The 23,006-nt window shown below is 73.1% G+C and carries 23 protein-coding genes and 1 tRNA gene; 9 read left to right on the plus strand and 15 right to left on the minus strand.

What is annotated here, in order from left to right:
* Window positions 1–58 precede the first annotated feature (58 nt).
* The gene (locus AB0N76_RS21925; protein WP_363559316.1) at window positions 59–1,486 is read right to left on the minus strand and encodes a family 2B encapsulin nanocompartment shell protein; all 1,428 of its coding nucleotides are present in this window, start codon (window positions 1,484–1,486) and stop codon (window positions 59–61) included.
* Window positions 1,487–1,826: 340 nt separating this feature from the next.
* Here AB0N76_RS21925 and AB0N76_RS21930 point away from each other — a divergent pair, with 340 nt between their 5' ends.
* Window positions 1,827–2,909: an ATP-grasp domain-containing protein gene (locus tag AB0N76_RS21930; RefSeq protein ID WP_363559318.1), complete on the plus strand. Its 1,083-nt coding sequence runs from the start codon at window positions 1,827–1,829 to the stop codon at window positions 2,907–2,909.
* A gap of 19 nt (window positions 2,910–2,928) precedes the next feature.
* Here AB0N76_RS21930 and AB0N76_RS21935 read toward each other — a convergent pair whose 3' ends face one another.
* The 3 genes from AB0N76_RS21935 to AB0N76_RS21945 all read right to left on the minus strand — a co-directional run bounded on the left by AB0N76_RS21935 (window position 2,929) and on the right by AB0N76_RS21945 (window position 5,278).
* On the minus strand, window positions 2,929–3,489 hold the full coding sequence (locus AB0N76_RS21935) for a methylated-DNA--[protein]-cysteine S-methyltransferase (RefSeq protein ID WP_363559320.1): 561 nt from the start codon (window positions 3,487–3,489) through the stop codon (window positions 2,929–2,931).
* Between the two features lie 137 nt (window positions 3,490–3,626).
* Window positions 3,627–3,860: a hypothetical protein gene (locus AB0N76_RS21940; RefSeq protein ID WP_363559322.1), complete on the minus strand. Its 234-nt coding sequence runs from the start codon at window positions 3,858–3,860 to the stop codon at window positions 3,627–3,629.
* Between the two features lie 95 nt (window positions 3,861–3,955).
* On the minus strand, window positions 3,956–5,278 hold the full coding sequence (locus AB0N76_RS21945; protein ID WP_363559324.1) for an MFS transporter: 1,323 nt from the start codon (window positions 5,276–5,278) through the stop codon (window positions 3,956–3,958).
* A 204-nt stretch (window positions 5,279–5,482) separates the two neighbouring features.
* Here AB0N76_RS21945 and AB0N76_RS21950 point away from each other — a divergent pair, with 204 nt between their 5' ends.
* Entirely contained in the window at window positions 5,483–6,265 is a 783-nt protein-coding gene (locus AB0N76_RS21950) for a hypothetical protein (protein ID WP_363559326.1), read from the plus strand.
* A gap of 57 nt (window positions 6,266–6,322) precedes the next feature.
* Here AB0N76_RS21950 and AB0N76_RS21955 read toward each other — a convergent pair.
* Window positions 6,323–6,396 (minus strand) — tRNA-Thr (locus AB0N76_RS21955).
* Window positions 6,397–6,693: 297 nt separating this feature from the next.
* On the opposite strand from AB0N76_RS21955, the gene ugpC reads away from it, so the two are divergent.
* The 3 genes from ugpC to AB0N76_RS21970 all read left to right on the plus strand — a co-directional run bounded on the left by ugpC (window position 6,694) and on the right by AB0N76_RS21970 (window position 9,392).
* Complete coding sequence (gene ugpC, locus AB0N76_RS21960) at window positions 6,694–7,785, plus strand: sn-glycerol-3-phosphate ABC transporter ATP-binding protein UgpC (protein WP_363559328.1); 1,092 nt, start codon at window positions 6,694–6,696, stop codon at window positions 7,783–7,785.
* 220 nt (window positions 7,786–8,005) lie between these two features.
* Window positions 8,006–8,449, plus strand: a complete 444-nt coding sequence (locus AB0N76_RS21965; RefSeq protein WP_363559330.1) for a hypothetical protein — start codon at window positions 8,006–8,008, stop codon at window positions 8,447–8,449.
* A 148-nt stretch (window positions 8,450–8,597) separates the two neighbouring features.
* Window positions 8,598–9,392 carry a nucleotidyltransferase family protein gene (locus tag AB0N76_RS21970; RefSeq protein WP_363559332.1) on the plus strand — a complete coding sequence of 265 codons (795 nt, stop codon included), beginning with the start codon at window positions 8,598–8,600 and terminating at the stop codon, window positions 9,390–9,392.
* An 83-nt stretch (window positions 9,393–9,475) separates the two neighbouring features.
* On the opposite strand, the gene AB0N76_RS21975 is transcribed toward AB0N76_RS21970, so the two are convergent.
* The 7 genes from AB0N76_RS21975 to AB0N76_RS22005 all read right to left on the minus strand — a co-directional run bounded on the left by AB0N76_RS21975 (window position 9,476) and on the right by AB0N76_RS22005 (window position 16,649).
* Window positions 9,476–11,257: a DoxX family membrane protein gene (locus AB0N76_RS21975; RefSeq protein ID WP_363559334.1), complete on the minus strand. Its 1,782-nt coding sequence runs from the start codon at window positions 11,255–11,257 to the stop codon at window positions 9,476–9,478.
* A 187-nt stretch (window positions 11,258–11,444) separates the two neighbouring features.
* Entirely contained in the window at window positions 11,445–12,440 is a 996-nt protein-coding gene (gene rlmB, locus AB0N76_RS21980; protein WP_363559336.1) for a 23S rRNA (guanosine(2251)-2'-O)-methyltransferase RlmB, read from the minus strand.
* Window positions 12,441–12,579: 139 nt separating this feature from the next.
* Window positions 12,580–13,974: a cysteine--tRNA ligase gene (cysS, locus tag AB0N76_RS21985; protein WP_363559338.1), complete on the minus strand. Its 1,395-nt coding sequence runs from the start codon at window positions 13,972–13,974 to the stop codon at window positions 12,580–12,582.
* Between the two features lie 141 nt (window positions 13,975–14,115).
* Window positions 14,116–14,511 carry a PPOX class F420-dependent oxidoreductase gene (locus AB0N76_RS21990; RefSeq protein ID WP_363559340.1) on the minus strand — a complete coding sequence of 132 codons (396 nt, stop codon included), beginning with the start codon at window positions 14,509–14,511 and terminating at the stop codon, window positions 14,116–14,118.
* A gap of 146 nt (window positions 14,512–14,657) precedes the next feature.
* A complete protein-coding gene (gene ispF, locus AB0N76_RS21995; RefSeq protein ID WP_363559342.1) occupies window positions 14,658–15,158 on the minus strand; it encodes a 2-C-methyl-D-erythritol 2,4-cyclodiphosphate synthase in 501 nt (166 codons plus the stop codon).
* The gene (gene ispD / locus AB0N76_RS22000; protein ID WP_363559422.1) at window positions 15,148–15,906 is read right to left on the minus strand and encodes a 2-C-methyl-D-erythritol 4-phosphate cytidylyltransferase; all 759 of its coding nucleotides are present in this window, start codon (window positions 15,904–15,906) and stop codon (window positions 15,148–15,150) included. The genes ispF and ispD overlap by 11 nt, the downstream gene beginning before the upstream one ends.
* 260 nt (window positions 15,907–16,166) lie before the next feature.
* Entirely contained in the window at window positions 16,167–16,649 is a 483-nt protein-coding gene (locus AB0N76_RS22005; protein ID WP_030244332.1) for a CarD family transcriptional regulator, read from the minus strand.
* Between the two features lie 415 nt (window positions 16,650–17,064).
* Between AB0N76_RS22005 and AB0N76_RS22010 the strand changes: the two genes are divergently transcribed.
* Window positions 17,065–17,772, plus strand: coding sequence for a DUF461 domain-containing protein (locus AB0N76_RS22010; protein ID WP_363559344.1), 708 nt, complete (start codon window positions 17,065–17,067; stop codon window positions 17,770–17,772).
* Between the two features lie 82 nt (window positions 17,773–17,854).
* Here the strand turns inward: AB0N76_RS22010 and AB0N76_RS22015 are convergent, their stop codons facing one another.
* Both AB0N76_RS22015 and AB0N76_RS22020 read right to left on the minus strand, forming a co-directional pair.
* The gene (locus tag AB0N76_RS22015; protein ID WP_327678296.1) at window positions 17,855–18,547 is read right to left on the minus strand and encodes a response regulator transcription factor; all 693 of its coding nucleotides are present in this window, start codon (window positions 18,545–18,547) and stop codon (window positions 17,855–17,857) included.
* Between the two features lie 2 nt (window positions 18,548–18,549).
* The gene (locus AB0N76_RS22020) at window positions 18,550–19,821 is read right to left on the minus strand and encodes an ATP-binding protein (protein WP_363559346.1); all 1,272 of its coding nucleotides are present in this window, start codon (window positions 19,819–19,821) and stop codon (window positions 18,550–18,552) included.
* 307 nt (window positions 19,822–20,128) lie between these two features.
* Between AB0N76_RS22020 and phoU the strand changes: the two genes are divergently transcribed.
* From phoU to AB0N76_RS22035, 3 genes are all read left to right on the plus strand, one after another.
* The gene (phoU, locus tag AB0N76_RS22025) at window positions 20,129–20,812 is read left to right on the plus strand and encodes a phosphate signaling complex protein PhoU (protein WP_363559348.1); all 684 of its coding nucleotides are present in this window, start codon (window positions 20,129–20,131) and stop codon (window positions 20,810–20,812) included.
* Window positions 20,813–20,958: 146 nt separating this feature from the next.
* Window positions 20,959–21,135: a hypothetical protein gene (locus AB0N76_RS22030; protein ID WP_363559350.1), complete on the plus strand. Its 177-nt coding sequence runs from the start codon at window positions 20,959–20,961 to the stop codon at window positions 21,133–21,135.
* A 356-nt stretch (window positions 21,136–21,491) separates the two neighbouring features.
* The gene (locus AB0N76_RS22035; RefSeq protein WP_363559352.1) at window positions 21,492–22,118 is read left to right on the plus strand and encodes a hypothetical protein; all 627 of its coding nucleotides are present in this window, start codon (window positions 21,492–21,494) and stop codon (window positions 22,116–22,118) included.
* A gap of 78 nt (window positions 22,119–22,196) precedes the next feature.
* On the opposite strand, the gene AB0N76_RS22040 is transcribed toward AB0N76_RS22035, so the two are convergent.
* Window positions 22,197–23,003 (minus strand): hypothetical protein, encoded by an 807-nt coding sequence (locus tag AB0N76_RS22040; RefSeq protein WP_363559354.1) that lies wholly within the window; start codon window positions 23,001–23,003, stop codon window positions 22,197–22,199.
* Window positions 23,004–23,006 lie beyond the last annotated feature (3 nt).

Genomic DNA, 23,006 nt, shown 5'->3' on the forward strand with positions numbered 1-23,006 from the left:
GCGCCGCCCGGCGGGCCTGGTCCGGCCCGGCCGGGCGGCGCGATCCGACCGGCCCCGGTCAGCCCTGGTGGTGGGCGATGTCGACGTTCTCCAGAACGCCGACGGCGTCCGGCACCAGAACGGCGGCCGAGTAGTAGGCGCTCACCAGATAGGAAATGACGGCCTGCTCGTTGATCCCCATGAATCGGACCGAGAGGCTCGGCTCGATTTCATCGGGAATTCCGGTCTGGTGCAGACCGATGACACCCTGGTTGTCCTCGCCGGTGCGCATCGCGATGATCGAGCTGGTGTGGCCGCCGACGATCGGGATCTTGTTGCACGGGAAGACCGGCACCCCGCGCCAGCCGAACACCTGGCGGCCGTGGACCTCGACCGTGTCCGGGTAGAGGCCGCGCCGGTTGCACTCGCGGCCGATCGCGGAGATGGTCCGCGGGTGGGCCAGGAAGAGCTTGGTGCCGCGCCGGCGGCTCAGCAGCTCGTCCATGTCGTCCGGGGTGGGCGGGCCGGAGTGGGTCTGGATCCGCTGGTCGTACTCGGCGTTCCGGAGCAGGCCGAACTCCGGGTTGTTGATCAGCTCGTGCTCCTGGCGCTCGCGCAGCGCCTCGACGGTCAGCCGGAGCTGGTGCTCGGTCTGGTTCATCGGCTGGTTGTAGAGGTCCGCGACCCGGGAGTGCACCTTGAGCACGGTCTGCGCGACGCTGAGCTCGTACTCGCGCGGCTTGAGCTCGTAGTCCACGAAGGCGGTGGGGAGCTCGTACTCGCCGTGGTGGCCGGCCGAGAGGTCGATCGCCGCCTCGCCGTGCTTGTTCTGCGGCTGCTGGAAGCCGGCCAGGTACTCCATGATCTGCAGCTGGAGCGCCTCGGAACGGTCGGCGAGCTCCTGGAAGGCGGGCCAGGAGAGCACCAGCACGGTACCGGCGGTGGCCGCCCGGACGGTGTACGGCCAGCTGCCGTTCTCCTGCTGGAGCGCCTCGTCGCCGAGGTGGTCGCCGTCGGCCAGGGTGCCGACCACCGTCTCCTCGCCGTACTTGCCGGTTCCGAACCGGTTGAGCTTGCCGTACGCGATGATGAAGACCTCGTCGATCGGCGCTCCGGCGGCGACCAGGACCTCACCCGCGGAGAACTCGCGTTGGACGAAGCGCCCGGCCAGCTCCTCCAGCACGGCGTCGTCCGGGAAGCCGCGCAGCACCGGCACCTCGCGCAGGGTGGGCGGGATGATCCGCACCTCGGCGCCGGTCCGGTCGAAGCTCACCCGGCCGCGGCCGACGGCGTGCCGCAGCCGCCGGTTGACCCGGTAGGTGCCGCCCGAGACCTGGACCCACGGCAGCATCCGGAGCAGCCAGCGGGGGCTGATCTCCTGCATCTGCGGTGCGGACTTGGTGGTCGTCGCGAGGTTCCGCGCGGCCGCGGTGGCGAGACTCTGCTGGTCGCGGGTCTGCGGTTCACCGCCCGCCGCGGGAATACCGACGTTGGTTTCGGTCGACATAGGAAGCCCTTCGCGTACCCGTACCCGATGAAGTGTCGCCTGGCAACTTGCAACAATCCATGGTGGGCCCATTCGGATGGCGACCGCAATCACTCTTTCGAGTGGTCGGAATAACCGCAAAAATAGTACGAATAGAATGTCTGATCGATATTTATTCGAGCATATGATCGAGAATATGATCCAGCCGCCCGCGCCCGGCCCCCGCGCGACAGGTCGACCCCGCGTTCGAAGCCGCGCGGCGGGCCGCTAAGGTGCCACCTCAAAGGGCCACGGGGCCAGTTGACGAGCGCGGCCACACCAGCAGCCCTTCCCCTCGTTCACCCCTGCCCTGGGAGGCCTGATGAGCGCCCCCGTCAACGTCTGGCTCAACCGCACGTACGCCGAGAACGTGTTCTTCATCGAACAGCTGCGCGCCGCACCGCGCCCGCTGCGGATCCACGCGACCCACGTCGACCCCGACTCCCCCGTCCTCGCCGTCGCCGACCACGCCGGCCTGGAACCCGCCGACCTCACCCCCGACGCCTACGTCGCCTTCGCCCTCGACTACTGCGCCCGCCACCGCGTCGACGTCTTCCTGCCCCGGCTGCACCAGCTCGCGATATCCCTGCACCGGCCCGAGTTCGAGGCCGTCGGCACCGCGCTGGCCTGCCCGCCGGCCGCCGCGATCGCCGCCTTCGAGAGCAAGGCCGACGGCTACGCGGCGATCGCCGACGCCGGACTGCCCACCCCGCCGTGGTGGCTGGTCCGCACCGCCGAGGAGCTGGTCGACGCCGTCGACCGGATCGAGGCGGCCGGCCTCGCCGCCTGCCTCAAGCCCGCCGCCGGGGCCGGCGGCGAGGGGTTCCGGGTGCTCACCCGCGAACCGTTCGGCCTGCACCGGCTGGCCGGCTGGGACAGCCGGGTCCAGGTCGACCAGGTGGCCGCCGCGCTCGCCGAGGCGGCCCGCACCGCCCCCGGCGAGGCGGCCGACCTGCTGGTCATGCCCTACCTCGACGGCCCCGAGATCTCGGTGGACTGCCTCGCCGACCGGGACGGCACCCTGCTCGCCGCCGTCGGGCGCAGCAAGGCCCGGCGCCGGCGCAGCTTCACCACCGCGCCGCAGTACCTCGAACCCGCCCGCCGGCTGGTCGAGGCCACCGGCATGGCCTACCTCTCCAATGTGCAGTTCCGGCACCTGCGCGGCGAGCCGGTGGTGATCGACGTCAACACCCGGCCCTCCGGCGGACTGCACCAGCTGCGCCTGTGCGGGCTCAACCTGCCGTGGGCGGCCGTGCAGTTGGCGCTCGGCGAACGCCCGGACACCGAGTGGACCGGGGACCCGGCGGGCATCGAGTACACCCTGGTCTCCGGCATCCACCCGGTGCTGCCGCGCCAGGCGGCACCGGTCCGGACCGGCCTGCCGGAGGCCCAGCTGGTGCACTGACTTGCCATCAGCCGGGCGGTCAGAGCGGCCCGTTCCAGTCCAGCGTCGGCTCCAGCACGCCCTCCAGGGTGAGCAGCCAGCGCTTCACGTCGATCCCGACCCGGCCGCCGCCGAAGCCGCCGATCCCGTCCGCCGCCACCACCCGGTGGCAGGGCACCAGCAGCGCGACGGGGTTGGCGGCCATCATCTGCCCGACCGTCCGGGCCGCCAGCCCGGGCTCGTCGACGTCGCCGAAAACCCCGCTGCGGACGGCCAGTTCGCCGTAGGTGATGGTCCGCCCGTACGGCACCTCGCGGAGCAGCGCCTGCAGCACGGTGCGGTGCGGGCCGCCGCTCAGGCTCCAGTCGATCGGCAGGTCCAGCTCCCGCCGCCGGCCCGCCAGGTACTCGCCGACCCGGCCGGTGACCGCGGCGATCTTCGACTCGTCGGTGCAGCGCGGCAGTTCGGCGGCGAGCCCGAGGTAGCCGACCGCCGCCACGCCCCGCGGCGTCACCGCGACGTGCAGCGGGCCGCTCGGCAGCGGCGTCTCCACCGCCAGCCAGGACATCGGCACCGCCCCGGACCGCCCCCGCTGCACCACGTCCGAACCCCCGCCCCGCTCCGCCGGACCGGCCGCCGGCCACCCCGGCGCCCGGAGGGCACGCGCGGACCACCCGCCCCGCGCGCCATCGTACGGCGGGTCCGGCGGGTGCTCCGGCGCGTTCATCCCACCCGGTGCTACCGCCGGCCCTTGAGCTCCGCGGCGAGCGCCCGCGACCAGTGCGCCAGCTCGGCCCGGTCGGGGGCGCGGCCCTCGCACAGGGCGGCGAGCTGGGCGTCGTTGATCCGGTTCGGCCCCGGGATCTCCAGCAGGTACGCGAGCTCGTCGAGCACCGTGGCGAGCCGCCGGGCGTCCGTATGGTCGACGGCGGCGGCCGCCTCGTGGTGGCTGATGGTGAGAGAACCGGGCATGGCCTACCTCCTCCGTTCGCCCCCGCACTTGTCCACCGTACGGCCGCCCGGGGCGCCGTGCCCCTCGGGCGCCGGCGGCCCAAGCACCGCACGGTTCAGCGGGCGGCCGCTTCCGCCGCCTCCGCGGGGAGCGCCGGCCCGGACCGCCGCTCCGCGCCGTCCTCCCAGCCCCGGCAGCGCACCGCGCGCACCCCCAGCACCGCCACCCCGGCCAGCAGCTGCCACCCCGCGCCGAACGCCAGCACGGCCGGCACCCCGACCCGGTCGGCCACCGGACCGGCCGCCGCCAGGCCGAGCGGCCCGAGCACGAACGCGCCCAGCCCGCCGAACGCGGTGACCCGCGCCAGCACCTCGGTCGGCACCCAGCTCTGCAGCGTCGAGTCGTACAGCGAGCCGCAGACCGTCGACCCCACCCCGGCCAGCAGCGCCGCGCCGACCGTCCAGCCCAGCGGCAGCCCCGCCGCGAGCGCCGCCGAGGGCAGCGCCCAGCCGAGCGTCGCCACCGTCGCCACCGCGAGCGGCCGCCCCGGCCGGCGGCCGAGCATCAGCAGGCCGCCCAGCACCGCGCCGGCCCCGTAGACGCCCATCACCAGGCCCCAGGCCCGCGCCCCGCCCAGCTCGCGCTGCGCGGTCAGCGGGCCCAGCACCAGGAACGGCGCCCAGACCAGCAGGTTGAACAGCGCCATCTGCACGGTGGTCACCCAGAGCCACCGGCGCGAGCGGAACTCGTCCCAGCCGTCCCGGAGGTCGGCCAGCATCGAGCCCCCGTCGGCGGCATCCGCCGCGGCCGGCCCGGCGACCGACAGCCGGGCCAGTGCGAGCGCGCCGATCCCGTACGTCACCGCGTCGATCAGCAGCACCGCCCCCGGGCCGTACCCCGCCGTGATCACCCCGGCGAGCGCCGGACCGGCCACCGTCGACACCGAACGCGCCAGCCCCAGCAGGGTGTTGGCGTCCGGCAGGTGCTCCTTGCGGCGCACCAACGCGGGCACCAGCGCGCCCAGCGCCGGCAGGAACACCCCCTCGCCCAGCCCCCAGACGGCGACCAGCGCGACCATCACCCAGACCGGCGCGTGCCCGGTCACCAGCGCCGCCGCGAACGCGGCCTGGACGGCGGAGCGCAGCACGTCGGCCGCCAGCATCACCCGGCGGCTGCCCAGTCGGTCCGCGATCACCCCGCCGAGCAGCAGCACCAGCACGATCGGCAGGATCCGGGCGGCCATCACGCCGCCCAGCGCCGTCCCGCCGCCCCCGCCGTCGAGGACCGCGAAGGCCACCGCGACCGGCGCCATCGTGGAGCCGATCAGCGAGGTCGCGTAGCCGATGAAGAACCACCTGAAATCGCGTTCGCCCAGCACCGCCAGACGGCTGGTCAGCCGTCGGCGGCCGGCCGGGTCCCGCTCCGTCCGCTCCGTCACGGTCACCCAGTCTGCCCACACCCGGAAAGCCCCGACAAGGCTTTCCGGAGAAAAACCTGAGCCGATGGGCATCAATGTTCGAAAACCACCCCACTACCGCAGTAAAAGGCCCCCAACTCCCGCTCCCACCTGCGTTTACTGCACATCCGCTAGGATGCCGGGGAGCCCGGCCAACCATCGTTTACTGCGGAAAGCAGGACGCCCATGGCACCCCTCCCCCCGGTCGAGTACGCGGTCGCCGTCGAGCGCTACCTGGCCGCCTCCGGACTCGCCGACGGCTCCCGCCGGATCTACCGGATCGCCCTGCACACCTGGGCCTGGGCGCTCGCCGACCGCCCCGCCCCCACCGGCCCCGAACGGCGCCGCGCCCGGCCGCCCGTGCTGCCGCTCGCCCGGCTCGACCACCCCGAGGCCGCCGCCCGGCTGCGCGCCGCCGCCGACCGCCGCGCCGCGGACACCGACCCGCGCACCCTCAACCGCGAACTCTCCACCCTGCGCGCCGCCCTGACCTGGTGGCGCGCCCAGGGCTGGATCGACACCGACCCGGGCCGCGGCCTGCGCCCCCGCCCGCTGCCGGCCCCCGCCGGCGACCGGCTCAGCCCCGACCGGCCGCCCACCGCCCCCGCCCGCCGCGCCCCGCTGCGCGAGCAGACCCTCTGGCACCTCCTGCACGAGAGCGGCGCCCCGGTCGAGGCCGTCCTCGCCCTGGACGTCGACGACCTCGACCTCCCGCACCGCCGCACCCGGCCCCCGGCCCGGCCCCTGCACTGGCAGTCCGGCACCGCCCGCCTGCTCCCCCTGCTGCTCGCCGGCCGCACCACCGGCCCGCTCTTCCTCACCGACCGCCGCGCCCCCGCCGGCACCCCCGCCGCCGACCGCTGCCCGCACACCCACCGGGCCCGCCTCTCCTACCGCCGCGCCGCCGAGCTCTTCACCGCCCACCACCCCGGCCACACCCTCCGCCACCTCCGCCCGCCCAAGCCCTGAGCGAACGACGAAGGCCCCCCGGCTGCGCGCCGGAGGGCCTTCACGGAGGACCTGTCGAGCCCCCTGTCGGATTCGAACCGACGACCTACGCTTTACAAGAGCGGTGCTCTGGCCAGCTGAGCTAAGGAGGCATGGTGACCGTCCGCGACGTGGTCACGGCGGCACCGGGGGCAGTCTACCGGGCGGGGGCGGAGCGGTGGTGGGATATCCGGGGGTTGGGCCGGGGGCCCGGCGCGGGGCGGGCGTGATGGAACCGTGGCCGAATTCGGGTCGGCCGGGGGCTGACAAGCGGCGGAAGCGCAGGTAGCGTCGCCGGGAGTCGGTTCGTGCTGTGGTTCAGACCACTGCGGACGGATCGGCCCGAGCAGTCCCACCCCCCTTTACTCGGATCGTCCGGCACGTTCCTGCCGGTGAAGGAGAGCACAGCCATGGCTTCTGTGACGTACGACAAGGCGACCCGCGTCTACCCCGGGGCGACCAAGCCCTCGGTGGACGGGCTGGACCTGGAGATCGCGGACGGCGAGTTCCTCGTCCTGGTCGGTCCCTCCGGCTGCGGCAAGTCGACCAGCCTCCGCATGCTGGCCGGCCTGGAGGACGTCAACGGCGGCGCCATCCGGATCGGCGACCGCGACGTGACCCACCTGCCCCCGAAGGACCGGGACATCGCGATGGTGTTCCAGAACTACGCGCTGTACCCGCACATGACGGTCGCCGAGAACATGGGCTTCGCGCTCAAGATCGCCGGCGTCAACAAGAGCGAGATCCGCACCAAGGTCGAAGAGGCCGCCAAGATCCTCGACCTCACCGAGTACCTGGACCGCAAGCCGAAGGCGCTCTCCGGCGGTCAGCGCCAGCGCGTCGCGATGGGCCGCGCGATCGTCCGCGAGCCGCAGGTCTTCCTGATGGACGAGCCGCTGTCCAACCTGGACGCCAAGCTCCGCGTCTCGACCCGCACCCAGATCGCCGGCCTGCAGCGCCGCCTGGGCATCACCACCGTCTACGTCACCCACGACCAGACCGAGGCGCTCACCATGGGCGACCGGGTCGCGGTGCTCAAGGGCGGCGTGCTCCAGCAGGTCGACACCCCGCGCAACATGTACGACAAGCCCGCCAACCTGTTCGTGGCCGGCTTCATCGGCTCGCCCGCGATGAACCTGGTCGAGGTGCCGCTGGTCGACGGCGGCGTGAAGTTCGGCGGCTCGGTCGTCAACATCTCCCGCGAGGACCTGGCCGGCGCCGGCACCGACAAGAACGTGACCGTCGGCATCCGCCCGGAGCACTTCCAGATCGTCCCCGGCGGCGGCATCGAGGGCGTCGCGGTCACCGTCAACGTGGTCGAGGAGCTCGGCTCGGACGGCTTCGTCTACGGCACCACCAAGATCGGCGGCGAGGACAAGGACCTGGTCGTCCGCGTGCACGGCCGCCAGATCCCGGCCCGCGGCGAGACCATCCACGTCGTGCCGGTCGCGGACGAGACCCACGTCTTCAACACCACCACCGGCGCCCGCCTCTCCAGCTGAGGCCCCGGCCCGCGCGTCACGGAGCCCCGTCGGACCCCACCGGTCCGGCGGGGCTCCGTCGTCCCGGCGCCCGGAGCCCCGAGCGGCGACCCCCGAACGGCGAACAGCCACCCCAACGGGTGGTGACGTCAACACGGCGCAGGGACGAACCCGGACACCGTGTCACCCGATGGTGTAACGGAGGGCGATCCGGCCCGTACCCACCGCTACTCTCCTGAGCGTGAAACAGCTAGTTCGCCGCATCGGCCAGACCGTCGCCCTCACCCTGCCCGTCGTCCTGGTGACCACCGGCACCCTCGCCGTGACCAGGGTGCCGTGGGCCCCGCCCACCGCGCTGGACCAGCAGGTCGTCGCGGCGGCCAGCGAGGACGGCGCCGGGATCGGCCGGGCGGCGACCACCGGCAAGGCCCCCGACGGCCTCGCCCCGCAGGACGCGCTGCGCGTCGTGCTGCTGGACGAGCTGCGGGCCCACAACCCGGGCAGCGCGCTCGACCTGCTGGAGCGTTCGATGCGCGAGCAGCCCGCGCTCACGCCGTACTGCAGCTCGCTCGCCACCGAGCTGGGCAAGGCCGCGGTGCGCAAGTACCAGGGCGACGTGCAGCGCGCCCGGTCCTTCGCCCGCCCGGTCTGCGACGGGTCGTTCGCGGCGGGCGCGGCGAGCTGACCCCGGCGGGCGCCGCCAACCGTCCCCGACGGACCAGGCGGACCAGGCGGACGGGGCTGCTGGGGCACACGAGGCGGGCGGGAGCTCCGCGGGGCACGGGCTCGCCGAGCCACCCACGCGGCCGCCCGGGCCCGCCTATTGTTCAGCCATGACCGCTGACTCCGGCCCCACGGCCGTCCCCCCGCACACCCCCGCCCAAGGCCCGGTCGCCCACGGCCCGGTGCCGGTGACCCAGGCCGTCATCCTGGCCGGCGGCCAGGGCTCCCGGCTGCGCCCCTACACGGACGACCGCCCCAAGCCGCTGGTGGAGATCCCCGGCACGGGCATCCCGATCCTCGGCCACCAGCTGGCCTGGCTCGCCGCCGAGGGCGTCACCGACGCGGTCGTCTCCTGCGGGCACCTGGCCGACGTGCTGGAGGAGTGGCTCGACCGGACCGACCTGCCGCTGCGGGTCCGCACCGTGGTCGAGGCCGAACCGCTCGGCCGCGGCGGCGGGCTCAAGTACGCCGCCAAGGCGCTGCCCCGCCCCGACGAGCCCTGGTACGCCACCAACGGCGACATCTGGACCAGGTTCAGCCTGCGCGACATGGCCGCCTTCCACCACGAGCGGGACGCCGTCGCGACCCTCGCGCTGGCCCGGCCGCGGATCCCGTGGGGCGCGGTGGAGACCGACCAGTTCGGCAACGTGCTGGACTTCATCGAGGCCCCGCCGTCGCCGTTCCTCATCAACGCCGGGCTCTACGTGTTCAGCCCGGAGTTCGCCGAGCTGCTGCCGGACGTCGGCGACCACGAGCGGACCACCTTCCCGCAGCTGGCCCGCGGCAAGCGGCTGGCCGGCTACCAGCTGCCGCAGGGCGTCTACTGGCGCGCCATCGACACCGCGAAGGACCTCACCGAGGCCGCCAAGGAGCTCGCCTCGGGCGCCGGCCGCACCCCGAGCTAGCCGGGGCCCCGCACACGACGATCGGCCGGGTGCTCCCCCACGGAGCACCCGGCCGATCGTCGTACCCAGCCGCCCAGGACCCGTCAGGTGGCCGTCGGCGTCCCCGGGCGGGAGTTCCGGGCGCCGGCGCCGGACAGCTCGGCCAGCGGCGCGCTGCCCAGCACCCCGCCCAGCAGCCCCGAGCCCGAACCGGAGCCCGTCCCGGAGCCGGACGGCGCACCGCCCGTGCCGCTGCCCGTCCCGCTGCTCGGGCTCGGCTTCGAGGCCGTCCCGGCGCCGGCCCCCGGCGCCGGGGTGCCGCGCGGCGCGGGCGTCGACCCGGCCGGGGCCGGGGCGGCCGGCGGCGCGGAGGCCGCCGGGGCGGCGGGGCTGGCCGCCCCGGTCTCCGGCTTGGCGCTCTTCGCCTTGCCGCTCGGCGTGGCCGTCGCCGGCTTGCCGCTCGCCGAGGCCGGGGCGCCGGACGGCGCCGCCGTGGAGGCGGTGGTGGGCGCGGCGGGCCGGGAGGCGGCGGGCGAGGGCGAGGTGGACGGGCCCTTCCCGGCGGGGGTGACGGACGGCCCGCCGCTGGGCCAGACCGGCGTCCCGTAGTCGGTGGCCGGCCGGGCCGGGGCCGGGTGCGGCCGGCCCCCGGTGCGGACCGCCGCGCCCAGCATCGAGCCGAGCAGCAGGGTCAGGCCGACCACGACCGCGGTGACCACCGCGCCGCGCCGCAGCACCCGGCGGCGCAGCGCGGTCGGCGCGCCCGCGCCGTACCGCCGCCAGGCCTCCAGGTTGAGCCGCCCGTCCAGCGAGGCGAACGGCGCCCCGGCGATCAGCAGCGGGCTCCACGCCGCCAGGAAGATCAGGTCGGGCGTGTCGTAGACCGGGACGGCCTTCCAGCTGACCGTGAACAGCAGCGCGGCGGAGAGCAGCATCGCCGCGCCGGCCGCGAGCCGCTGCCAGAGGCCGAGCAGGGTGAGCACGCCGACCACGATCTCGGTGAACGACACCACCAGGCCGGAGCCGACCGGGTGCGCCATGGCGAAGGCCAGCAGCGGCTCGGCGACCTTCCACGGGTGCAGCGAGGAGAGCCAGCGCATCATCGAGCCGCGCTCGCCGCCGTCGAAGTACACCGGGTCGCAGAGCTTGCTGAACCCGGCGTAGACCGAGAGCGAGCCGAGCACCGCGCGCAGCGGCAGCAGCACCAGGCCGAGGTCGACCCGGCGGCCGGGGTACCAGGGCGGCCTGCCCTCGGCGCCGGCGGCCGAGACCTCGGGCAGCTCGCCGCTGGGCGTCCAGCCCTGCGGCGCGCCGACCGGGCCGACGCCGGCCTCGGTGGCGGTGCCGTCGCCCTCGCGCGGCTGGCGCGGCACGGTCCGGGCGCCGCCGTACGGCGGGATCACCTGGGTGTCCTCGTCCGCGAGGGAGCCGTCCGACCGTCCGCCGCCGCGGCCGCCGACCCCGGCCGGGACGCCGCCGAGCCGGACCGCCTCCAGCAGCCGGGTGGCCGCGACGTCGCCCGGCCGGGCCTCGCCGGTCCAGGTGACCGGGGTGACCCGGCCCTTGCGGCGCGGCCCGCCGGCGCCGCCCCCGGCGAGCGCCGACACGCTGCCGGCCGGGACGACCACCTGCGGGGTGACCAGCGGGCGGCGGATCAGGCCCTGGGCGCCGTACGGGTCGCCGAACGCGGCACCGGTGGAGAGCAGTCCGGCCGGGGCGTCGATCAGCGGCGCCACCGGGGTGCCGAGCTTGAGCCGGAAGCTCGCCTGGGTGCTGCTGAGGCGCGCCGGGTCGGACGGCACCTTGACGGTGTTGAGGCCGGGGTCCGCGTCTATCCCGGTGCTGCCACCGCCCAGGAGCGGGCGCCGAGGTGTTCTGGTGTCCACGCCCGTCTAACCGGGTGACACCCGGTTAGGACACTCTCCCGAGTGGATATCGGGAGGCCCCTTGAAGTGATCATGAGAAAAGCGATCGGGCCCGGTCGGACCCGATCGCTTTCACCCGTCTTGCGGACGAACGGCGGGCGGTTCCGGAGAACGCCTGCGCCGGACACCCGTCCTGTGCAGTGGCAGGTCAGCCGACCTTGGCCCGCAGCCGCGCCGCCTCGTACAGCACGACACCGGCGGCGACACCGGCGTTCAGCGACTCGGTGAGCCCGGACATCGGGATCCGCACCCGCAGGTCGCAGGTCTCCGAGACCAGCCGGGACAGGCCCTTGCCCTCGCTGCCCGCGACGATCACCACCGGCCCGGTCAGCGCCTCCAGGTCGCCGATCTCGGCCTCGCCGTCGGCGGCCAGGCCGACCACCAGCAGACCGGCCTTCTGGTACGCCTCCAGCGCCCGGGTCAGGTTGGTGGCCCGGGCGACGGGCAGCCGGGCCGCGGCACCCGAGGAGGTCTTCCAGGCACCGGCGGTCATCCCGGCCGCGCGGCGCTCGGGGATGACCACGCCGTGCGCGCCGAAGGCGGCGGCGGAGCGGACCACGGCGCCCAGGTTGCGCGAGTCGGTGACGCCGTCCAGCGCCACGATCAGCGCGTCCCGGCCGGACTCCGCGGCCTCTTCCAGCAGGTCCTCGGGGTGCGCGTACTCGTACGGCGGGACCTGCAGCACCAGGCCCTGGTGGTTCATCCCGCCGGTCATCTGGTCCAGCTGCGGCCGCGGGGCCTCCATCAGCGGGATGCCCCGGTCGTTGGCGGCCTGGAAGGCGTCCCGGACCCGGTCGTCGGTGTCGATGAACTGCTGGACGTACAGCGCGTTGGCCGGCACGTCGCCCTGCAGCGCCTCGACCACCGAGTTGCGGCCGAAGACCAGCTCCGCGGAGCCCGCCCCGCCGCGACCGCCGCGACCGCCGGCACCGGCCCGGCGCATGCCGGCCCGGGCCTTGGCGTCCCGCTCGCGCTTGAGCGCGGCGTTGGCGGCCCGCTGCTTCGGGTGACCCTTGCGCTCCTCACCGCGCGGGGTCGGGCCCTTGCCCTGGAGTGCCTTCCGGCTGTGGCCGCCGGTACCGACACTCGCGCCCTTCTTCGACCCGGGGTTGCGGCGGTTCCTGCGCTGGCTGTTGCCGGCCATGGCTGTACTTCCTGTCTGTCTGTCCGGCATGGCCGGCCGTCCCGGTGCGAACCGGTACGGCCGACGGCATGCGCTCCGTCATGCGGGAGGGCCGCACCGGTCCGGTACGGCCCCACCTCACCCCTCGGTCGCCCGGGGGTTACTGGCTGTTGATCGTCCAGCGCGGGCCGGACGGGGTGTCCTCGATCGACAGCCCGGCCAGGCCGAGCTGGTCGCGGATGGCGTCCGCGGTGGCGAAGTCCTTGCGGGCCCGCGCCGCCTGCCGCTGCTCCAGGACCAGGTGGACCAGCGAGTCGACCACGCCGTGCAGGTCCTCGCCGCGCTCCGCGCCGGCCCACTGCGGGTCGAGCGGGTCGAGTCCCAGTACTCCGAGCATCGCACGGACCTCGGCCAACCGCGCCACCGCGCTCTCCTTGTCGTCCGCCGTGAGGGCGCTGTTGCCCTGGCGGACGGCGGTGTGCACGATCGCGAGCGCCTGCGGCACGCCCAGGTCGTCGTCCATCGCCTCGGCGAAGGCCGGCGGCACCTCGGGCGCGGCGTCGACCGCGCCGCAGCGCTCCACGGTGCGCTGGATGAAGCCCTCGATCCGGCCGAAGCCGGCCTCGGCCTCGCGCAGCGACTCCTCGCTGTACTCGATCATCGAGCGGTAGTGCGGGGCGGCCAGGTAGTAGCGGAGCACGATCGGCCGCCAGCGCTGGACCATCTCGGAGACCAGCACCGAGTTGCCGAGCGACTTGCTCATCTTCTCGCCGGCCATGGTGACCCACGCGTTGTGCACCCAGAAGTTGGCGAAGTCGTCGCCGAACGCCTTGGACTGGGCGATCTCGTTCTCGTGGTGCGGGAAGATCAGGTCCAGGCCGCCGCCGTGGATGTCGAAGGCGGCGCCCAGGTACTTGTGGGCCATCGCCGAGCACTCCAGGTGCCAGCCGGGACGGCCGCGGCCCCACGGGGTCTCCCAGCTGGGCTCGCCGGGCTTGGCGGTCTTCCACATCGCGAAGTCGCGCGGGTCCCGCTTGCCGGTCTCGCCCTCGCCGCTGGGCTGCTGGAGGTTCTCCAGCTTCTGGTTGGAGAGCGCGAGGTACCCCGGGAAGGACTTCACGTCGAAGTAGACGTTGCCCTCGGCCGCGTAGGCGTGCCCGCGCTCGATCAGCCCGCGCATCATCTCGATCATCTCGGGGATGTGCCCGGTGGCCCGCGGTTCGACGGTCGGCGGCAGGCAGCCCAGCGCCGTGTAGCCGTCGTTGAAGGCCCGCTCGTTGGCGTAGGCGATCTGCCACCACGGCGTGCCGAGCTCGCGCTCCTTGGCGATCACCTTGTCGTCGATGTCGGTGACGTTGCGGGTGAAGGTCACCTGGTAGCCGCGGTAGGCGAACCACCGCTGCATGACGTCGAAGTTGAGGCCGGACCGGATGTGCCCGATGTGTGGCGCCGACTGGACGGTAGCGCCGCACAGGTAGATCGAGACACAACCCGGTACAAGCGGGACGAAGTCGCGTACCTGGCGGGTGCTGGTGTCGTACAGGCGAATGCTCACAGCGTCAAGCGTAGTGGGCAGGAGGGGGTGCCCCGCGACATTCCGAAATGTCAATACCGCGGCAGGGCCTTTTCCGTCCCGGGTTCCGCCCCGGGTTCCGTCCCGGGACGTGTCGGCGGCGCCCCCTCCACCGGGGGCGGCTCAGATCGAGCCGACCACCTTCCGCGGGCGCAGCCGGACGACCACCCGCACGTCGTCCGGGCCGTCGTAGGTGTACAGGGGCTCGCCCCGGTACTTGAGGTTCAGCTCGTCGATCAGCTCCTTGCCGCCCTCGCGGGTGAGCGTGACCTCGCCGCGCACCTCCAGGTAGGTGTACGGGCTCTCCGGCGGGTTGATCACCAGCGAGACCCGCTGGTCCTTCACCAGGTTGAGGTGCTTGCGGCGCCCCTCCACGGTGGAGAACAGGATGTCGTCGCCGTCCCGCTTGACCCAGACGACCGAGGACTGCGGGCTGCCGTCGGGCTGGATCGTGGACACCACGGCGAAGGACTTGTCGTCGAACAGGTCCTTGGCACGCTCGGAGAGTTCTGCGCTCATCGGACACCTCAATCTCGTCGGCAGCGGCACGGCCCGAGGGGAAGCCCCGCGCGGGCCCGGAGCCGCACACTACCGACTCGGGCCCCCGCGACACCCGGTGAACACCCGTCAGACCGGGATTGTTCCCGCCCGCTCACCGCACCGCCTCAACGGCGCTCGTACACCAGGGCGGTGGCGATCGCCGCCAGGCCCTCGGCCCGGCCGGTGAGGCCGAGGCCGTCGGTGGTGGTGCCGGAGACCGACACCGGCGCGCCGACCGCCGCGCCGAGCGCGGCCTGCGCCTCGTCCCGGCGCTTGCCGATCTTCGGCCGAATCCCGATCACCTGGATCGCGACGTTGCCGATCTCGAAGCCGGCCGCGCGGACCAGCCGGGCCGCCTCGGCGAGCAGCGTCACCCCGGACGCGCCGGCCCACTCGGGCCGGTCGGTGCCGAAGTGCGCGCCCAGGTCGCCGATCCCGGCGGCCGAGAACAGCGCGTCACAGGCGGCGTGCGCGGCCACGTCGGCGTCCGAGTGCCCGGACAGGCCGTCCCCGGCGTCCGGCCACTCCAGGCCGGCCACCCAGAGCGGGCGCCCGGCCTCGAAGGCGTGCACGTCGGTGCCGACCCCGACCCGGGGCAGCAGCGGGGGCTGGGTCTCAGTAGGCATCGGCGGCCCTCCGGCGGGCGAGTACGGCCTCGGCGAGCACGAGGTCCAGCGGACGGGTCACCTTGAACGCCTCCTCGTGGCCGGGCACCACGACCACCCGGCCGCCGAAGCGCTCCACCAGGCCGGCGTCGTCGGTGACCGGCGGCAGGGCGTCCGCGCCGCCCGCGGTCTCCTCGGCCAGCGCCTTGGCGTGCACCTCGGCCAGCGTCTCCCGGCGGAAGCCCTGCGGGGTCTGCACCGCGCGCAGGGTGGCCCGGTCGGGGGTGTCGAGCACCGGCTCGGGCCCGCCCGGGACGGGCTCGACCCGCTTGACGGTGTCGGCCAGCGGCACCGCCGGCACCACCGCCTCGGCTCCGGCCCGGACGGCCGACGCGACCGCGTCCACCACCTCGACCGGGACCAGCGGCCGGGCCGCGTCGTGCACCAGCACGATCCCGACCTCGGCGGGGATGGCGGCCAGGCCCAGCCGGACCGACTCCTGGCGGGTGGCCCCGCCGGCCACCACCCGGATGTCCTTGTCCTCCAGTCCGTGGCCGTCGAGCAGGGCGACCACCTCGGCCACGCCGTCGGCCGGGGCCGCGACGACGACCAGGCCGACCGCCCGGCTGCGGATCAGCGCCCGGACGGCGTGCACCAGGAGCGGCACGCCGCCCAGTTCACGCAGGGCCTTGGGGGCGCCCGGTCCCAGCCGCTCACCGCGTCCGGCGGCCGGCACCACTGCTGCTGCGACTGCTGCTGTGGCGTTCAGGTTTCACTCCTTCGGAGAAGTGGGTATGGCCATGGCGTGCACGACGGGCGCGGACCCCTTCCGAAGCACCACCGGTCTTCCGCCCGCAGGCTCAGCAGAAACGGTCATGCAGACCCGAGGCCGACCAGGCCGCCCGGGTGCGGGGGCGTCGTCCGGACACGCCTCAGCGCCCGAAGTGCCACTGCACCACCCACGGACCATCGGTCCGGTGAGCGGCGCGCCGGCATCGGGCGCTGTGAGCGTTGTGGAGCGGACGGCCGCTACGAGGCGAGCACCTCGTCGAGCAGCGTCTCCGCCTTGTCCTCGTTGGTGTTCTCCGCCAGCGCGAGCTCGCTGACGAGGATCTGGCGCGCCTTGGCGAGCATGCGCTTCTCGCCGGCCGAGAGGCCGCGCTCGCGCTCGCGACGCCACAGGTCGCGGACGACCTCGGCGACCTTGATGACGTCGCCCGAGGCGAGCTTCTCCAGGTTCGCCTTGTAGCGACGGGACCAGTTGGTCGGCTCTTCGGTGTACGGTGCGCGCAGCACCTCGAAGACCCGGTCCAGACCTTCCTGGCCGACCACATCGCGCACGCCGACGAACTCCGCGTTCTCGGCGGGCACGCGGAGCGTCAGGTCTCCCTGCTGCACCTTGAGCACCAGGTAGGTCTTGTCCACACCTTTGATCTGGCGAATTTCGATGGCCTCGATCAGCGCAGCCCCGTGATGGGGGTAGACCACCGTGTCGCCAACCTTGAACGTCATGTGACAGGACCCCTTCCGTGGCTTTCCAGAATAACACGCTTTTCGGCGCACCCGAAGGGCGTTTTCGCAGGTCAGGGCCGGTCTCGGGGCTTGACAAGGACCCCTATGACGTGCTGCGACCGGTGTTCGACGAGGGCTTCCCGCAGGTCGGAGGCGGTTCCGCCATCCATCGAAACGTGCCGCAACACTCCCGAAACCGTGATTGGATCTTGAGTTTTCACCGTTTATCGGGCCGTATCCCGATCGTGATCCGATCTTGGTCGACTCTTGACCTGAACACGCGGAAGTGCCGCCGTCCGGGCGCCCCGGCACCCCCTGACGTGCGACACGGGGACCACCCCGTGAGGAGCGCATAAGCGAGGTCGATAATCTGAGACCTGACCTACCGACACGTGACCTAGGAGAAGCCGCCGCCGTGAGCCGCAGCCTTCGACGCGGCGGCATCGCCGCCCTCGCCGCCCTCGCCATCGCCTCGCTGTCCTCCTGCTCCGCCGGCAACACGCCGGCCACCCTGGAGATCAAGCCCGACAACGCGTCGGCGACCCTCGGGACCGACGTCCGCCTGAACAACATCGTCGTGGTCACCGGGGACGAGTCCGCCGGCGAGCACACCGGCCCCGCCACCGTGACGGTGAACATCAGCAACAGCGGGACCGAGCTGCTCGAACTGCAGTCCATCACCGTCGGCAACGGCGCCACCGCCACCTTCGCGGACGACAAGGGCGCCCCGCTGACCGGCATCACCGTCCCGGCCGGCGGCGCGGTGCTGCTCGGCGGCCCCGGCAACCCGATCGCGAAGATCGCCTCCGCCAGCGTGAACGTCGGCGGCTACGTGGCGACCTCCTTCTCGTTCAAGAACCACGAGAAGCTGGACACCGAGGCCGCGGTCAGCCCGAACAAGGGCCTGTACAAGGGCTTCGGCCCGGCCGCCCCGGCCGCCGCGCCGAGCAAGGCCGCCACCGGTGCCGCCACCACCCCCGCGGCCCCGGCCACCGGGACCGCCACCGCTCCGGCCGCCACCGGTACCGCGACCGCGCCGGCCACCCCGGCCGCCGGTGGCACCACCGCGCCGGCCACCCCGGCGGCAGGTGCCTCGGCCACGCCGTCCGCCGCCGCCCACTGAGGCGCGGCACCCACGACGAACGGAACGCCCCTCCGGCCGGTGCCGGAGGGGCGTTCCGTCGTGTCCGCCCGGACGGGGCGGTTTACGGCTCGAACTTGTAGCCGAGGCCGCGGACCGTGACCAGGTAGCGCGGCGCGCCCGGGTCCGGCTCGATCTTCGCCCGCAGCCGCTTGACGTGCACGTCCAGCGTCTTGGTGTCGCCGACGTAGTCCGCGCCCCAGACCCGGTCGATCAGCTGCATCCGGGTGAGCACCCGGCCCGCGTTGCGGAGCAGCATCTCCAGCAGGTCGAACTCCTTCAGCGGCAGGTCGACCTTGGCGCCGTCCACGGTCACCACGTGCCGGTCGACGTCCATCCGGACCGGGCCGGCCTCCAGCGCGCCGGGGCCGCCGCCGTCGCCGGGGCCCTCGCTCTCGCCGCGGCGGCGCAGCACCGCGCGGATCCGGGCGACCAGCTCGCGGGTGGAGTAGGGCTTGGTGACGTAGTCGTCAGCGCCTATCTCCAGACCGACCACCTTGTCGATCTCGCTGTCCTTGGCGGTGACCATGATCACCGGCACGTTGGAGCGGACCCGCAGCTGGCGGCAGACCTCGGTGCCGGGCAGCCCCGGCAGCATCAGGTCGAGCAGGACGAGGTCGGCACCGTTGCGTTCGAACTGCTCCAGCGCGTCGGGGCCGGTGGCGGCGATGGCCACCTCGAAGCCCTCCTTGCGGAGCATGTACGACAGGGCGTCGCTGAACGACTCCTCGTCCTCGACCACCAGTACTCGGGTCACGATCAGGCCTCCGGGGCAAGCTGGGGGGTTGTTTCTGACAGGGGTTCCGCGGCGTCCCCCGCACGGGGCAGGTCCACGGGAGCCTGCCCGGCGGGCAGGCGGAGGGTGAAGGTGGAGCCCTGGCCCTCGACGCTCCACACCGAGACGGTGCCGCCGTGCGAGGCGGCCACGTGCTTGACGATGGAGAGGCCGAGGCCGGTCCCGCCGGTCTGCCGGGAGCGCGCCGGGTCGACCCGGTAGAACCGTTCGAAGACCCGCTCGCGGTCCTTCTCCGAGATGCCGATGCCCTGGTCGGTCACCGAGATCTCGATCAGCTCGCCGTCGGCCTCGCCCAGCGCGGCGGCGCTGGAGATCCGCCGGGTGGCGATCGCGACCCTGGTCCGCGGCGGGCTGTAGTTGACGGCGTTCTCGACCAGGTTGCCGAGCGCGGCGGCCAGCTGGCCGCGGTTGCCGTGCAGGTAGAGGCCGGCGATGCCGCCGGCCGCGATGAGGATCTGCTTGGCGGCGGCCTGCTGGCGGCAGCGGTCGATCGCCTCGGCGATCAGCTCGTCCACCGCGACCGGCTCCGGGTCGACCATCAGCCGGTCGTCCTGGACCCGGGAGAGGTCGATGATCTCCTGGACCAGGCTGGCCAGCCGGGTCGCCTCGATCTGCATCCGGCCGGCGAAGCGCTGCACCGCCTCCGGGTCGTCGGACGCGTCCGCGACCGCCTCGGAGAGCAGCGAGAGCGCGCCGACCGGGGTCTTGAGCTCGTGGCTGACGTTGGCGACGAAGTCGCGGCGGACGGCCTCCACCCGGCGGCGGTCGGTCTGGTCCTCGACCAGCACCAGGACCAGCCGGGAGCCCAGCGGGGCGACCCGGACCGAGACCGCGAGCGGTTCGGCGGCGCGGGCCGCGCCGGGGCGGGGCAGCTCCAGCTCGACCTGGCGGATCTCGCCGTCCCGGCGGGTGGCGCGGGCCAGCGCGAGCAGCTGGTCGACGGCGACCGCGCCGCCGCGCACCAGGCCCATCGCGTACGCCGCCGAGCTGGCCTTGACGACCTCGTCGCCCTCGCCGAGCACGATCGCGCAGGAGCGCAGCACGGAGAGCACGGTGTCGACCCCCGGCGGCAGCGGGGGTTCCTGCGCGGGGCTCGGCCCCTGATTCCGGTTGGTCCCGCCGTACCTGCCCCTGGCCTGCTCGCGCTCGCTCCAACGGAAAGCGATCGAGGCCGTGAGGCCGACGCCGAGCCCGGCTATGGCGCAGGCAGCGGCGGCGGCCACGTTCACGTCCATAGCGCCAGCCTAAGCGCACGGTGCGGGCGCTCCCCAAGGGTCGGATCAAGGGATCGGCCACGCGTTGCCGAGAATTCACCTTCAGGTAGCTGCCGGTTCACCGTCCGGGTCGTGCGTGGTCGCCCGGACGGCCCAGAGTTGGCCGGGCAGCCCGTGTGGGGAGGGTGACGGAGCCGAACGCCCGTCCGTCACCCGAGGTGCGCGCGTACCATTCGCGCCACCAGCAGCGGTCACCCGTGCGCCGTACCGACGGCCGTACCGGACGGCCGGTCGGCACCGCCACCGACACAGCTACTGAGGAGAGAACATGCGCGACGCGTACCACGAGGAACTCGACTCGATCGGCGACAGCCTGGTCGAGATGGCCCGGCTGGTCGGTTCGGCCCTCGGTCGGGCCACCACGGCCCTCCTCGACGCGGACCTGGCGCTGGCGGAGAGCGTGATCGCCGCCGACGAGAAGGTCAACGACCTGCACCACGACCTGGAGAACCGGGCGATCGACCTGCTCGCCCGCCAGCAGCCGGTCGCCACCGACCTGCGCATCGTCGTCACCTCGCTGCGGATGAGCGCCGACCTGGAGCGCTGCGGCGACCTCGCCCGGCACGTCGCCAAGGTCGCGCGGCTGCGCTACCCGGAGTCGGCCGTCCCGCGCGACCTGCACTCGACCGTCCTGGAGCTCGGCCAGCTCGCCCAGCGGCTGGTGGCCAAGGCCGGCCTGGTGATCGCCACCAAGGACGTCGAGAAGGCGCTGGAGCTGGAGCAGGACGACGACGCGATCGACGCGCTGCACCGCGAGCTGTTCGCGCACCTCATCGACGAGCGCTGGCACCACGGGATCGAGACCGCGGTCGACGTCACCCTGGTCGGCCGGTACTACGAGCGGTTCGCCGACCACGCGGTCTCGGTGGCCAAGCGCGTGGTGTACCTGGTGACCGGTGAGCACGTGGAGGAGTTCGTCGCCGCCTCGGAGGCCGCCGCCGAGGCGGAGTGAGCGGGTAAACCCCGGGCGGGGGTGGTGGAGGAGCACGGACACCCGGACTCCCCACCACCGCGCGCCCGTTGACGCTCCCACGGGTCGGCGGTTTCACTCGATTCCGTGGGCACCGAGGTGTGCCCGCGGAAGGAGGGGTCAGCGCGATGAAGGCAAACCCGACCGGACCGGCATCGGCACCCGACACCGTCGAACCAACCGCCCCGAAGCTCCTGCCCGTCCTCGCGGCCGGCTGCGGCTGCGGTCCGGGCTGCGGCTGCGGCTGCCAGTCCGGCGCGCCCTGCCAGTGCGGCGGCGTCGACGGCGGCTGCTGCGGCCACTAGGACGCGTCCGTCCGCACCACCGCCGGACTCCGAGGTGCACGGCCGCCGTGGGAGACGGTCGTGCACCCCGGTCCGCACCGGACCGCCGCTCCCCACGCGGGAGCCGCACGCGAGAGGGCCCCGCCCCCCGATTCGGGGAGCGGGGCCCTTCGACGTGCGATCGACCGCCCGGGCCTACTTCTTGCCCTGGGTTTGGCCTGTCGATTTTGCAGGCCTGATCAAGCACCTCTGACCAGGGGCTGAGCCGTCGGCAGCTGTCATCGTTGATCGCTCTCGACCACCACCGGACGGCCCACAGGCGGCCCAGGACTGATCATCCCTCCCCCGACTAGCACCGTGCGTGAAACGATGAACGCATGGATGCAGGTGTAGCGGCCGTACTGGGAACCGCAGTTGGGGCAGCCGGAACGAGCCTGGCGGCCATCCTGACTGGATGGTTCTCCAAATCTCAAACAAGTCGCCAACTCAGGGCAGATCTAGAAAAATCCGAGATGCTAATACGAGCCGAGCGGGAAAAGACCGAGGCGGCAATTCGGGCCGAGCAGGTCAAGTCCGAGATGGTGATCCGGGCAGAGCACCTTCGGTCACGCCGAGAGCCTCGAAGTTTGGCCTACTCCGAATTTATCGGATGCACCAAGAACACCCAAACGATGCTGCGGGATCTCTGGCATCAGCAACTCGCCGACTCCGATCAAGGAGAAGCGGCCTATGAGAGTCAACGCTCCGAACTTCAGCTGCTGGACCTGCGTGCAGCGCGCGTAGCAGTTGAGGGCCCGGCTATCGTCGGGAGCGTCGCCCTCAGCTTGGCCAGTCAAGCATGGACTTGCTACTACGCGGTCCTCCACATCGGCCCTGGCGAACAGTCCATGGAGCATGTACACGCCGGCGACAATGCCATCGACGAACTGACAGAAGTCCTAGATGTATTCATCACAGAAGCTAGCGGAGCCCTAGACGAGGACGGGGCATCGCGCGGCCACTAGTTAGTCCTTCTCCCTACATACTGCGGGGCCGCACGCCACTGGCGCTCGGCCCCGTAGCCGCGTCCCAAGCGCATCTGCCTATGGCAGATAGAAGACCACAGCCGCATCGTCACTTGCCTTATATCGGGGCCAGCGCCGCCCGTCAGGGTCCGTCGCCTCGACCTTTCGCACTGCAGAGATTAGCCCGTCTGCGCCAGCTTCTCGGAGCGTCACAAAGACGTCCGCCCACGATGCGGCACGGTACTCAGTGACAAGTCGTGAGGCTCCATCAGAGAGGACAACCGCCGCCCGGACGTCGGCTGGCGGCACAGTGCCGGTCAGCGAATGGCGTGCCGCTTCGCCGCTGGAAGCCGCCACCCAGTAGCCGTCCGTCGTGTTCCGAGTGAGCCGCTGGGCCTCGACCATGCGGCGGACCGCCTCCGCGTGCTCTGGCGTGCCCGTGGAGAACCGTTCCGTCTCGGCTCTGAGTTCCGGCACCACCGTGTCCACGCGCAGGTCAGTGACCACCTGGTAGCCGTCGGCCCGCTCGAAGACGATCGGTGAGTCGGCGAGGACCAGGTAGTCGAAGCGATCGGCCCCGGCCCGCAGGATCGAGACCGTTGCCGATGGTGTACCGGGGTTGCCGAGGTCGCACCCGGGGTGGAGTGCGGCGACCTGGTCGAGGGCCTGCTCCAGCCCGTCAGCCAGCGGCCAGCCGGGCTCTGCCAGCGCGGCCACCAGGTGCCCGCCCAACTGGGCGACGTACCACGGAACGCCGTGCTGGCAGCCGGTGTCCAGCCCGGCCGTACTCAGGCCGTCCAAGACGACGGCGAGAGTGGGCGTGGCCGCCACCCAGTCTTCGTTCGGGTTCGCGCCGCCCGGAGCGGTGGCGATGGAGACGCGCATCTG

Origin of the sequence: Kitasatospora sp. NPDC093806, assembly GCF_040683335.1 — a bacterium.
GTDB lineage: Bacteria > Actinomycetota > Actinomycetes > Streptomycetales > Streptomycetaceae > Kitasatospora.

Excerpts from the sequence above, each read along its gene's own strand:
- AB0N76_RS21925 (WP_363559316.1), bottom strand. The coding sequence starts at position 1,486 with ATGTCGACCGAAACCAACGTCGGTATTCCCGCGGCGGGCGGTGAACCG.
- AB0N76_RS21930 (WP_363559318.1), top strand. The coding sequence starts at position 1,827 with ATGAGCGCCCCCGTCAACGTCTGGCTCAACCGCACGTACGCCGAGAAC.
- AB0N76_RS21940 (WP_363559322.1), bottom strand. The coding sequence starts at position 3,860 with ATGCCCGGTTCTCTCACCATCAGCCACCACGAGGCGGCCGCCGCCGTC.
- AB0N76_RS21950 (WP_363559326.1), top strand. The coding sequence starts at position 5,483 with ATGGCACCCCTCCCCCCGGTCGAGTACGCGGTCGCCGTCGAGCGCTAC.
- ugpC (WP_363559328.1), top strand. The coding sequence starts at position 6,694 with ATGGCTTCTGTGACGTACGACAAGGCGACCCGCGTCTACCCCGGGGCG.
- AB0N76_RS21970 (WP_363559332.1), top strand. The coding sequence starts at position 8,598 with ATGACCGCTGACTCCGGCCCCACGGCCGTCCCCCCGCACACCCCCGCC.
- rlmB (WP_363559336.1), bottom strand. The coding sequence starts at position 12,440 with ATGGCCGGCAACAGCCAGCGCAGGAACCGCCGCAACCCCGGGTCGAAG.
- AB0N76_RS21990 (WP_363559340.1), bottom strand. The coding sequence starts at position 14,511 with ATGAGCGCAGAACTCTCCGAGCGTGCCAAGGACCTGTTCGACGACAAG.
- ispF (WP_363559342.1), bottom strand. The coding sequence starts at position 15,158 with ATGCCTACTGAGACCCAGCCCCCGCTGCTGCCCCGGGTCGGGGTCGGC.
- AB0N76_RS22005 (WP_030244332.1), bottom strand. The coding sequence starts at position 16,649 with ATGACGTTCAAGGTTGGCGACACGGTGGTCTACCCCCATCACGGGGCT.
- AB0N76_RS22020 (WP_363559346.1), bottom strand. The coding sequence starts at position 19,821 with ATGGACGTGAACGTGGCCGCCGCCGCTGCCTGCGCCATAGCCGGGCTC.
- phoU (WP_363559348.1), top strand. The coding sequence starts at position 20,129 with ATGCGCGACGCGTACCACGAGGAACTCGACTCGATCGGCGACAGCCTG.
- AB0N76_RS22030 (WP_363559350.1), top strand. The coding sequence starts at position 20,959 with ATGAAGGCAAACCCGACCGGACCGGCATCGGCACCCGACACCGTCGAA.
- AB0N76_RS22035 (WP_363559352.1), top strand. The coding sequence starts at position 21,492 with ATGGATGCAGGTGTAGCGGCCGTACTGGGAACCGCAGTTGGGGCAGCC.
- AB0N76_RS22040 (WP_363559354.1), bottom strand. The coding sequence starts at position 23,003 with ATGCGCGTCTCCATCGCCACCGCTCCGGGCGGCGCGAACCCGAACGAA.